At 39.8% G+C, this 14,242-nt stretch carries 18 protein-coding genes and 2 tRNA genes; 15 read left to right on the plus strand and 5 right to left on the minus strand.

Going from position 1 to position 14,242, the window contains the following annotated elements:
* The first annotated feature begins 26 nt into the window (after window positions 1-26).
* The 6 genes from pyrF (at window position 27) to MKY52_RS16495 (ending at window position 3,846) form a co-directional block, all read left to right on the plus strand.
* On the plus strand, window positions 27-773 hold the full coding sequence (pyrF, locus tag MKY52_RS16470; RefSeq protein WP_341052318.1) for an orotidine-5'-phosphate decarboxylase: 747 nt from the start codon (window positions 27-29) through the stop codon (window positions 771-773).
* Window positions 770-1,408 (plus strand): orotate phosphoribosyltransferase, encoded by a 639-nt coding sequence (gene pyrE, locus MKY52_RS16475; RefSeq protein ID WP_341052319.1) that lies wholly within the window; start codon window positions 770-772, stop codon window positions 1,406-1,408. The genes pyrF and pyrE overlap by 4 nt, the downstream gene beginning before the upstream one ends.
* Before the next feature lie 396 nt (window positions 1,409-1,804).
* A complete protein-coding gene (locus MKY52_RS16480) occupies window positions 1,805-3,292 on the plus strand; it encodes an ABC transporter substrate-binding protein (protein ID WP_341052321.1) in 1,488 nt (495 codons plus the stop codon).
* A gap of 112 nt (window positions 3,293-3,404) precedes the next feature.
* On the plus strand, window positions 3,405-3,569 hold the full coding sequence (locus MKY52_RS16485; RefSeq protein WP_019909365.1) for a hypothetical protein: 165 nt from the start codon (window positions 3,405-3,407) through the stop codon (window positions 3,567-3,569).
* A gap of 82 nt (window positions 3,570-3,651) precedes the next feature.
* Window positions 3,652-3,728, plus strand: a tRNA-Met gene (locus MKY52_RS16490).
* 44 nt (window positions 3,729-3,772) lie between these two features.
* Window positions 3,773-3,846: transfer RNA gene (locus MKY52_RS16495), tRNA-Ile, on the plus strand.
* Between the two features lie 119 nt (window positions 3,847-3,965).
* Here MKY52_RS16495 and MKY52_RS16500 read toward each other — a convergent pair.
* Window positions 3,966-4,427: a site-specific integrase gene (locus tag MKY52_RS16500; protein WP_341053438.1), complete on the minus strand. Its 462-nt coding sequence runs from the start codon at window positions 4,425-4,427 to the stop codon at window positions 3,966-3,968.
* A gap of 152 nt (window positions 4,428-4,579) precedes the next feature.
* Between MKY52_RS16500 and MKY52_RS16505 the strand changes: the two genes are divergently transcribed.
* The 4 genes from MKY52_RS16505 to MKY52_RS16520 all read left to right on the plus strand — a co-directional run bounded on the left by MKY52_RS16505 (window position 4,580) and on the right by MKY52_RS16520 (window position 7,755).
* Window positions 4,580-5,035, plus strand: a complete 456-nt coding sequence (locus tag MKY52_RS16505; RefSeq protein WP_341052322.1) for a GNAT family N-acetyltransferase — start codon at window positions 4,580-4,582, stop codon at window positions 5,033-5,035.
* Window positions 5,036-5,111: 76 nt separating this feature from the next.
* The gene (locus MKY52_RS16510) at window positions 5,112-5,588 is read left to right on the plus strand and encodes a GNAT family N-acetyltransferase (protein ID WP_341052323.1); all 477 of its coding nucleotides are present in this window, start codon (window positions 5,112-5,114) and stop codon (window positions 5,586-5,588) included.
* Between the two features lie 217 nt (window positions 5,589-5,805).
* Entirely contained in the window at window positions 5,806-6,411 is a 606-nt protein-coding gene (locus MKY52_RS16515; RefSeq protein WP_341053439.1) for a restriction endonuclease, read from the plus strand.
* Window positions 6,412-7,383: 972 nt separating this feature from the next.
* On the plus strand, window positions 7,384-7,755 hold the full coding sequence (locus tag MKY52_RS16520; RefSeq protein ID WP_341052326.1) for a nuclear transport factor 2 family protein: 372 nt from the start codon (window positions 7,384-7,386) through the stop codon (window positions 7,753-7,755).
* 150 nt (window positions 7,756-7,905) lie between these two features.
* On the opposite strand, the gene MKY52_RS16525 is transcribed toward MKY52_RS16520, so the two are convergent.
* Window positions 7,906-8,763: a discoidin domain-containing protein gene (locus MKY52_RS16525; protein ID WP_341052327.1), complete on the minus strand. Its 858-nt coding sequence runs from the start codon at window positions 8,761-8,763 to the stop codon at window positions 7,906-7,908.
* A gap of 205 nt (window positions 8,764-8,968) precedes the next feature.
* On the opposite strand from MKY52_RS16525, the gene MKY52_RS16530 reads away from it, so the two are divergent.
* The 5 genes from MKY52_RS16530 (at window position 8,969) to MKY52_RS16550 (ending at window position 12,053) form a co-directional block, all read left to right on the plus strand.
* Complete coding sequence (locus tag MKY52_RS16530) at window positions 8,969-9,118, plus strand: hypothetical protein (RefSeq protein ID WP_341052328.1); 150 nt, start codon at window positions 8,969-8,971, stop codon at window positions 9,116-9,118.
* 41 nt (window positions 9,119-9,159) lie between these two features.
* Entirely contained in the window at window positions 9,160-9,465 is a 306-nt protein-coding gene (locus MKY52_RS16535; RefSeq protein WP_341052329.1) for a helix-turn-helix domain-containing protein, read from the plus strand.
* A gap of 55 nt (window positions 9,466-9,520) precedes the next feature.
* Window positions 9,521-9,811, plus strand: coding sequence for a YolD-like family protein (locus MKY52_RS16540; RefSeq protein WP_341052331.1), 291 nt, complete (start codon window positions 9,521-9,523; stop codon window positions 9,809-9,811).
* A 347-nt stretch (window positions 9,812-10,158) separates the two neighbouring features.
* Window positions 10,159-11,049, plus strand: coding sequence for a PIN domain-containing protein (locus tag MKY52_RS16545; protein WP_341052332.1), 891 nt, complete (start codon window positions 10,159-10,161; stop codon window positions 11,047-11,049).
* A 500-nt stretch (window positions 11,050-11,549) separates the two neighbouring features.
* Window positions 11,550-12,053, plus strand: coding sequence for a hypothetical protein (locus tag MKY52_RS16550; protein WP_341052333.1), 504 nt, complete (start codon window positions 11,550-11,552; stop codon window positions 12,051-12,053).
* Window positions 12,054-12,253: 200 nt separating this feature from the next.
* Here the strand turns inward: MKY52_RS16550 and MKY52_RS16555 are convergent, their stop codons facing one another.
* From MKY52_RS16555 to MKY52_RS16565, 3 genes are all read right to left on the minus strand, one after another.
* Window positions 12,254-12,547 (minus strand): hypothetical protein, encoded by a 294-nt coding sequence (locus MKY52_RS16555; RefSeq protein ID WP_341052334.1) that lies wholly within the window; start codon window positions 12,545-12,547, stop codon window positions 12,254-12,256.
* Window positions 12,548-12,738: 191 nt separating this feature from the next.
* Window positions 12,739-13,728 carry a hypothetical protein gene (locus MKY52_RS16560; RefSeq protein WP_341052335.1) on the minus strand — a complete coding sequence of 330 codons (990 nt, stop codon included), beginning with the start codon at window positions 13,726-13,728 and terminating at the stop codon, window positions 12,739-12,741.
* On the minus strand, window positions 13,725-14,219 hold the full coding sequence (locus tag MKY52_RS16565; RefSeq protein ID WP_042190786.1) for an RNA polymerase sigma factor: 495 nt from the start codon (window positions 14,217-14,219) through the stop codon (window positions 13,725-13,727). Before MKY52_RS16565 ends, MKY52_RS16560 begins: the two co-directional genes overlap by 4 nt.
* Between the last annotated feature and the right edge of the window lie 23 nt (window positions 14,220-14,242).

The raw sequence follows: 14,242 nt of genomic DNA on the forward strand, positions 1-14,242 counted from the left end.
AGTCTGCACTGGATAGGAGCATGGTTATGGGAGTAGGAGAAGTAGAATGGAAAGCAATGGCGAATCGCCTGATGATCGCTTTGGATTATCCTGATGTGACTGGAGCAAGGGCCTTGATCGATAAGCTGGAAGGAATTCCTTGTTATATGAAGGTAGGCATGCAGCTGTTCTATGCGGCAGGACCAGAATTTATTCAAGAGCTGAAATCTCGTGGCTATTCTGTGTTCGTTGACGTGAAAATGCATGATATCCCTAACACGGTAAAAGGTGGCGCTCAAAGTCTTACGAATCTTGGCGCTGATATGTTTAACGTACACGCGGCAGGGGGCTCAGCCATGATGGCTGCAGCACGCGAAGGAGCGGCTTCTGCAGTTAGTGCTAATGCTGCTCTTAAGATGCCTTTGATTATTGCAGTTACCCAGCTAACCAGTACGAGTCAAGAAGTGATGAATAACGAAATTGGGATCGCTGGTGAGGTAGCGGATACTGTGGTAAGATACGCCAAGCTGGCTGCCGATGCGGGTCTAGATGGTGTAGTAGCATCGCCACAAGAGTCCGCAGCTATCGCAGAAGCTTGCGGCCCAGCATTTTGCACGGTTACACCGGGTATCCGGCCAGCAGGTGCTTCCTTGGACGATCAGTCCCGGGTTATGACACCTGGAAAAGCCATTCGTCAGGGTAGTCACTACCTTGTTGTAGGACGGCCGATTACAGCTTCACCAGATCCACGTCAAGCAGCACTAAACATTATTGAGGAGATGACCCTAGCATGAGCTCATTAAATAGAAGTGAACAAGTAGCAAGTTATCTGCTTACGATTGGAGCAGTAGCACTGCGTCCCCAGGAGCCTTTTACATGGACCTCTGGTATCAAATCGCCGATCTATTGCGACAATCGTCTGACTATGGCTTACCCAGAAGTTCGTAACTATATTGCAGATGCCTTCGCGCAGCTTATTAAGAGCGAGTATCCGGACGCTGAAGTGATCGCAGGTACAGCAACCGCGGGTATTCCACACGCGGCTTGGGTAGCAGATAAACTGAACCTGCCAATGGCTTATATCCGTGATAAAGCTAAAGGCCATGGCAAGCAGAATCAGATCGAAGGTCTGATTAAACCGGGACAAAAGGTTGTTGTTATTGAAGATCTGATCTCCACAGGTGGAAGCTCCATCAAAGCGGCTCAGGCCGTGCAAGAAGCTGGCGCAGAAGTGCTGGCTGTACTCGCAATCTTCAGCTATGAGCTGGACCGTGCAGTGGATGCTTTTGCTGCAGCTGAAATGCCATTACAAAGCTTGTCCAACTACAGCACATTGATTGATGTGGCTCTTGCACAAGGTAAAATTGAATCGACGGACGTAGAAGTACTGAAGTCTTGGAGAAAAGATCCTTCATCATTTGGTGTTTAAGCTTAAATAAATGAGTATAGTTTAGGCGAGCCTCTCACTTTTCAGTGAGGGGCTTTTATTTTTTAACAGACACAACATACTCAACTGTCATCCAAGACACGAATAGTTGTATTTTGTACACTTAAACTAACTTTTCTTAGAGGAATTGGCACTATAGTTGTACTTTGTGCAATTATAATCAGCCTAGTATCTGCCGAAACCTTCTAGTAGTGGAGATCGTGTATCTGCAAAAGCTCCTAGTAACATTTTTATGAGAATAATATGAAGAAATCGTAGTATAACTTTAAACGTCCTGTAACTTCCCTTCTTGATTAAAGCTTTATACTGTTACTAGGATTATGGATTATTTATCCATAAGATGTAGAAGAATCAAGTATTTTATGGGAGGATATAATAATGAATCATAAAAACAACAATAAACGGCTGTGGCGCCGCTGGTTAAGCCTTGGGGTATGCGCTGCGCTGATACTACCCTTAATCTCTGATGGGTGGAATACGGCTTGGGCTGAGCCTTCTAAGGCTTCAGTGGAGCAACGTGTATTGCGTATTGGGAGTCTATGGTCTGGGGAGGACGATTCGTTTTTTCGTCAGCAGTTTACGGATATGTATGAGTTGCAGCATCCAGAAATCAAATTGGAGATTATTCCGGCTATAGATACGAATGACCTTCGGTACAATAACACCTCCTCAGACGCAAGCTCTGATAATTTGGAAAATATCCGAGCGATTATGGGCGGGGATAAGCCTGTTGATGTGATCGTCGGTGATAGCGCACTAGTGAAGAGTTTGGTGGATCATAATCTTGTCCAATCGCTGGAGCCGCTTATAGCGCGTGATCAGTATGATTTAAGCAATATGGCGCCTACGATGCTGAATGGAGTTCGTGAACTGGGTGGAGGAAGTCTTTTTGCATTGGCGCCGATCTTCTCGTCTAGTGCGCTTTTTTATAACAAGGGAATCTTTGATGCTGCTGGTGTGGGCTATCCAACGGACAAGATGACTTGGAATGAACTGTTTACGCTGGCAGATAAGGTGACGAAGAAGTCGTCTAATAAAGAAACTCGGATATACGGGTTCTCGATGAACCGTTACTTAAGTGATCCATTCTGGGATATGCAGAGCTATGTCGCACCGCTAGAACTTACGATGTACGATAATAAGGGTCAGCACATGACTGTAAATACCACACAGTGGAATCAGGCTTGGACTACTTACAGCCAGTTGGTTAAGAAACAAATTGTACCTGAGCTAAATGGGTTGGATTTTGCAGGAACAGAAGGGAATGCCTACAGTCCAATCCAAGGCGATCTGTTCCTCACAGGAAAAGCAGCAATGGTCGTTGGAGAATATGGTTATCTCAATGAACTGGCGGGAGTGGCCCGTAATGCTGCTAAGATCAAAAATTACAGTCCCATTAAATGGGGTGTGGTTACTGTACCTACCTTTCAGGAAAAACCGGATGTTGCCATTGGAACATGGCTTGGTAATATGATGGCTATTAGTTCTACGGCTACTAATAAGGAAGATGCCTGGGATTTGATTAAGTTCGTCAACAGTAATGAGGTTGCCAAAATTAAAGCCCATAACAAGAGTGAACTGACTTCCCGCAAGGATTATATTACCGCCCAGACCCCTTCTGTAAACTTGGAAGCTTTTTATACGCTCCGACCATTACCTGCAACGGATCCTTTATTGATTAGTTTACAGATGCAGAAGCCTGGGGTTAGCCGAATTAGTGATGTTGGACGTCAATTATTCATTGATGTTTATCAGGGTAAGAAAACCGTCGAGAATGCACTCAAAGCTTGGGAGAAGCAAGGGAATACCATGCTGGATACACTTGAAAAAGATCCCACGGTCTATTTCGACTCGATCGGTGAATGACTCTGGAATATGCCCTAAGCCACCAGTTTTCTGGTGGCTTATTTTGTGGAACTTGGGCATGATAAGTTCAGAGCGGTGTATCATAAATTTGCGAAAAGGAGAAGAGGGCATCATGAATTGGATATACTTCGCGAAACTGTTCAGGACCAGATTTCAAGCAGGTTGTTTGGCTAAAAGATTGGAGCAAGATGGCTGGATTTACGGTTATCATGACCCGCGTTTTGTAGAAATTTATCGATCCCGTAAGGGAAGGTACGGAGTTAGATTTCTGCCTTAAGAACTTTTATAAATTCTTCCTTGACGTAGACCCAATTTGTAATGTATATTATTTATTGTCGCTGTTTGAATATTTTTTCTGACGCGGGGTGGAGCAGCCCGGTAGCTCGTCGGGCTCATAACCCGAAGGCCGCAGGTTCAAATCCTGCCCCCGCAACCAATTTATTTACAACAGCAATTGTACATTCGGATATTTTTAGATCCGGGCCCTTAGCTCAGTTGGTTAGAGCGGTCGGCTCATAACCGATTGGTCGGGGGTTCGAGTCCCTCAGGGCCCACTTAGAGAAAACCCTTACTTTGTAAGGGTTTTTTGCTGTCTATAGGGTTAGTGATATAAAGAAAATAGGATGGGGAAAGGCCGGGATTTTAAGTTTGCTAACGGATTTGCCAACGTGAATTATTTTTCTGCAGTTTCGAGCTGTTTTTCAGCGTATTTATTCAGTCCTGGTTCAATTTTGTCAACGGCCTCTTCCTGCATGATTGGGAGTAGGTGTGAGTATCGTTCGTTGAACATCGCAGGAGTCATATCCAGTCGTTCAGCAGCTACCTTTGGATTTATATAACCCCCGCCAGGGTAGCAACATACTAAATCATTATCCTCATATGAGTCTCCATATTCTTTTTTATAATCCTCGATTTGCATGTAGCGTTCCTTAAGGTCATCAATAATATTCTGAAAAAGTTTTACCCGTCGTATGGAATCATTCGTTTTCGGACGTTGAATGACTAAACCATCACGTGTCCAGTTGGCCGTCTGGATCACCTTGAGTTCTTTCTTTTCGAAGTCGATATCACCCCAGCGAAGTCCAAGGATCTCACCACGTCTCATTCCAGTATAAATTGCCAATGAAAACACAATAGACTGGCGGGCGCCTCATCAAGCTAACAGGCAGTAAAGTTTAACTTAAAATAAACTTTCCGTTTCCCGCAGTTAACTTAAGGTGTAATCTGAAAGCACCTTTTTTTGAAGGTGATACTCATCAAGAACCGTATTTATGAAGGAGTGACTTAATGCATGCTATTAAATCTATAATAGAGTGTCCAGAGCGTCATATAGAGTTTGCTGAATATGTTAAAGACAAATGGCCAAACGTACAGAAGGTGGTACTACCTAAAATTGACGAAAGTTTATCGGCTGAAGATGGTTTGCCATTAACATTTCTGCTATTAAAAAACGACAAAATAATTGGATTTTATCAATTGATTGAGCAGGAATATATAATTCGAAAAGATTTATCGCCATGGATTGCTCCTCTGTTCATTGACGAGAATGAGCGAGGGCAAGGTTTAGGTTCAGTATTGTTGGAGCATGCCAGAAAAATGGTGGGGCAATTGGGATATACGAAGGTTTATATAACGACTGACCATATTCGTTACTATGAGAAATATGGATTCAGAGAAATCGGTTTGGATAATTTCGAATGGGGACGACCCACCAAAATCTATGAGCACGACACTATAAAGTAATTTATCGCAACATGGTTTGTTTGGGACTTAACTAACGGGAAACGATAGTTGAATCTACAGAGGGATGGTATCAAACATGGACTATGAAATCAAAATAGCAACCTTGGAACATAAAGAAATACTCAGCAACCTGTTACAATTCTATATTTATGATTTCTCAGAATTTATGGAGTTGCAGTTTGAGGCAAACGGTAAATATGGTAATTATCCAATTGATGAATATTGGTCTAAAGACCCCAATTATCCATATTTAATCAGTCTCAATGGGAAATTTGTTGGATTTGTCTTAGTCAAATTAAAAAATCGGGAAGAAGATGACGCATATTTTTCTATTGCTGAATTTTTTATTGCGAAGAAGTATCGTAGGCTGGGATTAGGGAGAATGGTTGCTAAAGATATATTTGATATGCACCAGGGAAAATGGGAAGTTTACCAAATAGATAACAACAAGCCTGCTCAACTCTTTTGGAAAAAGGCAATAGAAGAATATACAGGAGGAAAATTTACTGAACGAATTGAAGTAGGAAGAAGAACACAAGTATTCATTAGTTAATGATATTCAGGACTAGCAAGGGCTTACGCTAACGGGAAACGTGAGTCCAAAAACCAACAGTAGTTCTAGGACTTTTTCTTACCAGTCATATATACATAATGTTCCAAATAATTTATATTAAGGTTCTAGGGTTTGGGAGTAATGGCATTGCAATTTGGAAGAACCTCGCCGGCATTGGCGAGGTTCTTATATTAATGGGGGTTGCTGGTTGACAAAAATGATAATTTTGTTGGTTATTCTTGCTATCATTACTGCTGTTTTTGTATTCAAAGTTTTATCTAGAAAGAAGAGTTACCCTCCCCAAAGTATAGTAATTGATCCACTTAAGATTACGATCCAGGACATAGACCGAATGGAAGACGGAACTGGCTTTGTAGAATATCTATATCGTTTATTTTTGGCCATGGGTTATAGTGATGCATATAAAACGAGAGGAGGCAGAGATTTTGGATCTGACTTAGTGTTTACAGACGGGGAGGGGGTTCGAAATGTTGTTCAGGCAAAGTGTTATTCTTATCCAGTAGGGTTAGAAGCTGTTCAAGAGATCTATAGTTCCATGAGATATTACAGGGCAAAAAAGTCCATGGTAATATCCTCAAATCAATATACCTCAGCGTGTGAAGAACTTGCTAGTTATAACGCCGTAAGTTTACATAGTAGAAGTGACCTTATAGAAATTATAAACTTTTTCAAGTCAGGGCAGATTGATAAAGCAAAGGATATCCTTGAGTCAGGGCCCAGGATTATACTGGAGTCATGGGATAATAAAGTAATTAAGAAGGACTTCAAAGTTGAAAACGATGGGTTGCGAAGAAATAGATAGTTCTTAGAACAAGGAGCTTTTATACTGATGAACAATGAAGATTTTCAATACAGAAATACATACTTTTTCGTAGGGAATCCAACGATTCTATGGATCACCATACTTGGCTTGGTGTTGTTAGGATTTGTATTGTTTTATTTGATTAAGAAATACATAAAGCAGAGAAAATGAAACCAGGTATTTCATTATTGTTCAATAATTATGATGTTGCGAATGAGGAACGACAATCTTTGATGGTTGTAATGATGTGTGGAGCCCTCATATCTATTTGTGGATATAACTATTTGAAAAACAGAAAAGGTGTTGTTATGATGATCGTAGGAGTTATTGTATTAGGATTAGCACTTTGTAACTTATCTTTTTAGAAGTGATCATGTTGAGTGAAATATACAAAGTCCTAAAGACAGACACTGAATTTCTAACGACTGCTTTTTCACAGTCTCAAATGGATATACTTGAACATCGTGGTGATCTAGCTAGCTGTATATTTGATTGTGAGGTCCAGTCCAGAAATGGAGTCCGGTTAGTGTTAAGGTTGCTGATGCTTACTACATGAGAAACAAATTTGAATTTAGGATGGTTTTGGTATAAGGATGTATAACGAATACTCCGTTAACGTAAAAATGGTCGATAGGGTATTTTTTGTATTGAAGAAAACATCCTTTACTCTAAATATAGAACATTTATACATAATGTCCAAATGAATTATCTAAAGTTTATACAGTAAACTTAAATCCTTTTGAATAACATACAAATGTTTCCTAACAGATTTGTTTAATGGTTGTAGAGGCAAGGTAAGTTTTTTAGAAATTAAGAGACGCATGTTTGTCTTGTATCAATTTGAGTTCATAACATACATAAAATAACGCGCTACGCTTTTACTTGATGGGTCTGTTTGTATTTGTTGCTAAAAAAGAAATAGTGGTTCATTATTAAAAACAAACTAATGTGGCTAACATTTGGAGGGTTACGATGATTGAAAGAGAGCAAATAATAGGTAATTATTTTGAGTCTTGGATTAACAAAAACAATGTTATATTAATAAAAATCTTCGACCCGAACATTATCTATTCTGAATGTTATGGACCTGAATATCATGGATTACACGCCATAGAACGTTGGTTTGAAGATTGGAATGAACGTGGTACAGTTCTTGTTTGGAATATAAAGCAGTTTATTCATCAAGGCAGTTTAACCGTTGTTGAATGGTACTTTAAATGTGAGTATGAGGACGAAGTTGGGGAGTTCGACGGTGTATCATTAATTGAATTTAATAACAATAACCTGATTGTGAATTTAAAAGAGTTTCAATCTAAAATCCCACACTATTATCCATACAAGTAAATTTCAGCTGCAATACTTTAAGTGACATCTTTAGAAGCAATGATTTTATTGATTGTGATTATTACTTCTATTTTATTAGTGAAGAAAAATGAGGAGGTATAAACAAAAACAACCCCGTCAACCTTAATTGGTCGGCGGGGTTGTTTTTGCTTATTGTGCTGTATACTCACTTACTTCGAATGAAAGTATCTTGTCATGAATTACATAGTCTGTTCGTTTACTGAAAGGACCCTTGTTATTATCATGCTTATTTATTCCATATTTCGTTGCCCCCGAAGCATTATCATACCAATTTAGAAAATCACTAACTTCAGAAATTGAAAGGTCAAATTCTTTATCAACACCTGTAGTTAGAGTTATCGTTAGTATGGCACGATCCCCAGAGGGTAATTCAGGAGTAGCAGTTGGAGTAGGCTCAGGAGAGTTAGTTGGCTCTGGTGTTGGAATGAGAGTAGGTTCCGGAGCAGGAGTGTAGTTCATTTTTATTTCGCCAATAGTAACAAAATAAGAATATCCACCATTTTGTGAAATGTTTAATCTGTATTTTTTATACTTCTTTTCATTATCGAATGTGAAAACTTTGTCTACTAATACTCTCCAACCGGTTATGTTATTTTGAGTGTCAAGAACAATCCAGTTTTCCCCATCCAAGGCTTCAAAAGTCCAATTTTTCGGAGATTCATATGCTAAACTCTCGCTTTTGCCACGAGCTGTTAATGTATATGAGTTAACATTTTGTGGATTCTCAAATTCATAAGCTATCCATCCATTGGGGATACCTTCTTTAGAAGCCCAACCAGTGTCATTATAATCATTATTAAATGCTTTAAATGCTTGATGTTCACTGCCCCATTCGCTACTTGCACTTGCCACTCCAGATGGAGAAGTATTAGATGTCATAACAGGAATTAAACTTTGTATCGTTGTACTATTTGCTTTGGTAATAGTGACAAAACTAAACAGCAAAAGTACGGATAAAACGATAGGTAAGTAAATTTTCTTTTTCATATGTATCTCCTTTTATATGTTATAGGAATCTAAGATACAAGATGGAGCAAGAATAACCCAAACATAATTTTGTATATATTACTTAATAAGGGTTTTTAACGTTTGATTTCATAAAAATTACAACAAAAGATTATAAATCCATCGGAAATAGAATATATGTTCGATTATAATGCGTACAAATGTTCTTGTTTTTGGAGGCGATCACATGAAGATACGTGTAGGTCAAAGCACTGAAATTATATACCAGGACAAAACGGGCAAGATTACGCAACGTAAGATTGAGATCATCGGCATTCGTACTGACCGGATAAGGGCCAACTGTTTGACTACTGGAGCACCACGTGTTTTTTTTTAGCATCTGGGATATTATCCTGGCGACCTCTACAAGAGAAACGTATGCTTAGTGATACGGCCCGCAAGCTTCTGATGATCATGCGGCATTGCTCGGTGCATCATGGATATATGCCTACGCTAGAGGTACTGGAGAGAAAGAGTGGGCGGACATCGGGAAAGATCCGAGCTGGGCTGCAGGAATTGACAGAGAATAACTACATTCTGTGGGAGTTCGGGAAACCGCTAGAGAGTGCAGTTGTCGTTGAGGGATGGGAACGACCAGATTCAAGGTTAGAAAGGTCTGAGGAAAACTCACCTATTCAATGGGGTGTGGATGGTAGTAACACTGACTACTGGACGATGTATTAGGAGGAGACTTTATGGCTGGGAAATTAGAACTTATGGACTATGGGAGGGAAGCAGGATGATTATGCCGGAGCACAAGAAGCGTATACTATCTGATTCGAGGAAAGAAGAGATACGAAGTAGACCGCAGCTTGATCCTCAAGCGATGGAAGAAATCCAACAGATACTAGCCCGGTCATTGGCGGAGCATAGCGAAATTACTCTCACCTTATTTGACCCAGTGGAGGATAAAGAGATATGTGGTATTGTGATGCGAGTAGATCAGCAATTGCATCAGATAAAGCTACGTATTATTGATGATGATTGGGATTGGATTAAATTAGAGGATGTTGTAAGTGTGAACACATAGTAAATTCGCAGCCGCTTAAGAATTTTAAAAGCTCTGTCAACTTTAACTAGTCGACAGAGCTTTTTTTTGCATATAGATTAAGATATATTCCAGCTGTGACTTTTACCAAAACTTCTACCGTCATGTAGTTATTAATAAGCACTTACAGAACCTTAAAGGGTTGATTAAGGCGAAGCCAACGTTATAGAGAACCTTATAAAACTGTTGTGAATCGCACTCGTTATGCGTTTGTCTATAAAGACCATAAGCCGATAATCAAGTTAGAATTGATAATATTGATATAATCACGAAAACGTGATACTGTTAAGCGGAAAAACGTTGTTATAAGATTTCAGGAAGGGGATTTTATGCACTTTCTTTTTTTGGATACGGATATTCTCATTTATTTAGCAATTGATGAGTATGGAGTAGATGATGAGATCTTAGAGAAAATTGAAATTATTATCGATAATGGAAACCTTAGATTGGTTTTCCCAAAAAATATTATTGACGAATGGGAACGAAATAAACAATTAAAAGTAGTAGAACATCTTTCACGTAAAATAACTAGTAAAGTTAAGAGTTTTAAAGAAGTACGGAAGTATCTAGATGAGGTGGACAATAAGAAGTTAGATGAGATTTTAAAAAAACTATCTGAAAAAAAAGACTACTTTCTTACTACTACTGAAAAAAGAATTGAAAGAATTGAAAAATTATTTAAACATAATTCCTCCTTTGTTCTGCCTCATATTGATGATGTTAAGATAAAAGTAGCAGATTTGGCGCTAGATAATAAAATGCCATTTCAAGCAAATAAAAATAGTGTGGGTGATGCAATAAATTTCCTAACATGTGTTGAGTTTCTACAGGGACAAAAAGTACCATTGTATTTTGTAACTAACAATAAAAATGACTTTGGTTCAGAAAAGGATCGTTCCGTTTTGCATCCAGATTTAGAAGAATTGTGTGAAGATGTGTCTCTTCATTATAGAATTAATATTGCTGATACTTTAAATGAGATACAATCTGGAATTATTGATAAAGATATTGTACGTATTGTTGAAGACGCAGCAAAACGACCACAACTCGACTATTCCTCTTCACCTATAATTCGTTGTGGAAAATGCGGTGCTGAAATAAATCGTTCCTATCATAGCTTTGTGAGGCCTTCTATTTATGGAGATGGTCTTTCAGTATGGTTATCTTGTCCTAAATGTAAAGCAATATTTGATACTGGTGAAGATGTACAGGCTGGTTAATTCTATAAGCTTTTTATTTCAAAATGTTGAAACTTAATGCTAACATTTTTGTAAACGAACTTATTATAAGAGACTTAAATTCATTTTTCCAAATCACTAAAAAGACTACTGAATTCGAACATACTTCTATTAATATTAACCTTTCCCCAAGCTCAGTTGGCTAAAGTGTGTGTACATAAGTATTTCAAGGCGAGTTCATTGGAGAGATTAATTGCGGATGCACTGAAAAAAGCATAAAGAAACCCCGAATTTTGAGCTTGCTAACGGATGCACTGATACCAGATTTATCGCCATGCGCTTGCAGGGATAGTTTAAATCTTTTGAATGCACTAAAGAGCAGAGAGGTTTTATTAAACTTAAATAGAGGTCTGACATTCATTTGAAAAAAGTGCTATGATTATTAAATCAGTGTGTAGAGATATTGGTCTTTTTATTGGGCCAAAAATATATGTCTCATGATACGTCTGCCATCTGAAATATGATTCACGGAGATGACAAACATGCATGGAGACACAAGACTGCCCAGAAACGGAAAAGAAGGTATATTATTTTCACTCATTATTTCAATCATTTCAGTAAATACTATTGCCCCTATTATTGTGGGGTTGGAACGTGGCTTCAGTAAGGAAGTGTATATAGATACACTAAAGGTTATTCCGTTTATGTGGATGATCGTAGTTTTTTCCGTAAGATTAGTTGCAGGGCCGATTGTTGGAAAAGTGATGCCGAAATTCATGGGAAAAACTGATGGATTTAATGCTAGGGTGCTGTTGAATACTTTATTGAATGTTACGGTGTTATCTATTTTACTATCGATTATCGGCACATGGGTTGGGACGAAACAAATAAGCCTGGATCCACTTAAAAACTTCCTTCACATCTGGCCGAGAAACTTTGGAATAGCATTTTGGATTGAACTGTTGGTTGCTCAGCCGATAGCAAGATTTGCGATGAAAACATTACACACAAAACAGGATCGTAAAACAGAAAGTGTAAATGCGTAACTAGCTGAAACGTTGTATACGAATAAGAATCTCAGGAACGTCCATGGTGGGCGTTCTTTTTTTGAGTCCCGTTATCATAGCGGTATTGAACATGTAAAAGAGCCATCTTAGGATTAACCTACTACGGCTCTTTTACACAATGTACTTTCTCTAAAAACAATTCTTCAAAAAAGCTTTGTAAATTTTTTCGTCTATCTCTATTAAACTCTTCTTTCCATCCTTGAACTGAACTGCAATAATATGAACTCCTTTGCTCTTAGCTGAAAGGCTAGCGAGCAACCAACCGGTCCGAGTAGAAATCCTCCCACTAATCCTCTTCCCACAGCACTCACAGCACTTTTGGAATGAGTTTCGTCCATTAACTCATAATCCTCTACAGTGTTTTTGTCTATTGTGATTGTTTTTAAAAAACCAGTTTGCAAATTTATAATTCCAAGAGTAGACATTATTACTTTACCTTCATAGTCACCAGCTATAACTTTATTTTTTGCCACCCATCTAATCACTCCTTCTTAAACATATATATTAATCGACAAAAAAAGGGCGCTGTCGCAAAGCCATGAAATGGTTTTGCAGCAACGCCTTTTTTTTGTATCCAGCTAGACTTTTCTAATGGGTATGGTGCCCGAAAAGTTGTCCCAATCGTTGTTCCTATCGCTATACTCTCGGTTTCCGACCATCATTCTTATGGTTTCATACTATCCCATAGCTGCTGGAATGCCCCGGACTCGACCTCGAAGAATACAGGTGCCTGACCGTAACGTACTAGCCCTTGACCAAACAGCGTCAGCTCTACCCGGGCGTTGTCTTCCAGCTGGAGATACAGAACCTTGCGGTCTTCGCTGTCGTAGATGCCTTGCGCGATAAGTGGCTCTGCTGCCAGCGGTTTGGCTGCTTGGAGTGCCTTCAAGAAGCCATTAAGCGCCTCGTCGTCAGCGAGCGGTGTATACTGCTGCTGTCCGTTGTTCCAACTGTCGAAGCTTTCCCACTGTGCGGAAGTAATTCGACCTTCCAGATTTAGCTTTCCAAATAGATCTGCGCCGCTGTTTACGGTGATCCCGTTTGTATGCTCATACAGTTCGGCGAATACCTCGCCGTTGATTTCCGAATAGGACATAATCAGGAAATTGGAATCATATCCCTTCACGGAATAGATATCCGTTTCGCCAATGTTAGAAGCCAACTCAATATATTTGTCTTTACCGCTCCATTCATCGATGCCACCTGTAGTACGTCCCAGCTTGTCACCACGCAGAGCGGCAGCATCGGCTGCGTTGATTCGAGTCGCAGACTGTGTATAAATGTTATCTTTATATACGACTAGAGCGATCATATCTGCCATAACGCCAGATTTGGTATCTGGCAGTTCCAGCTTGGGGATAACAATGCTTCCGGACGCATTTATGCCAGAATTGTCTGGTTGGTTTGGACCTGGAGTTACCTGAGCGATTTGCCCTTGAGTACTCTGGCCATTTAACTGCTGCCATATATTAGGTGCAGCTAAGCCGATCCCGGCGGCGAGGACGATACTTGCCGCGATATAAACCGTCTTGCGTGGACGTTTCCGCTCCTGCTGTTGCTCCAGTTTGTCGATCAATTCTTTTTTCATCTCTTCACCTGGTTTCATAGAATCCACCGCTTTCTTGTATAATGTTCGAAACTGATCTTCTTTCATTGTGATTCCACTCCTTCCAGCTCCAGTTTTAACAGTTGCCGTCCCCGCTGAAGTCTCATCTTCACGGCAGACTGACTAATCTGCAGAATCTTGCTGATTTCCTGGATGGGATAGTCCTCGTAATAATAAAGATGGATTACGGTTTTATACTTCATAGGCATCGCCATAACTAACTGCAGTAGAGCCAAATCCTCGGGGGTGTCTACCGCAATCGGCTCAGCATTTTCCAGCTTAACCTCGCGCTTGCGCCAGCCTCTGCCCAGTAATGTTTTACAATGATTGGTGATTACCCGGATCAGCCATGCTTTTTGATGTTCAGCGTCTTTGAACTTTGGTGCTTTTTCTATCAGTTTGATGAAGGTATCCTGAGTGGCTTCTTCGGCATCTTGGCGGCTGCCTAAATGGACCAAAGCAATCCGGAACAGCATATCTGCGTAGATTTCGTAACTCTTTATCACATGATTTCCCGGCCGGGTCATGGATCGTTGCATGATTCTATGCCCCCTTTATCTAT

Source organism: Paenibacillus sp. FSL P4-0184 (assembly GCF_038004625.1).
GTDB lineage: Bacteria > Bacillota > Bacilli > Paenibacillales > Paenibacillaceae > Paenibacillus_AQ.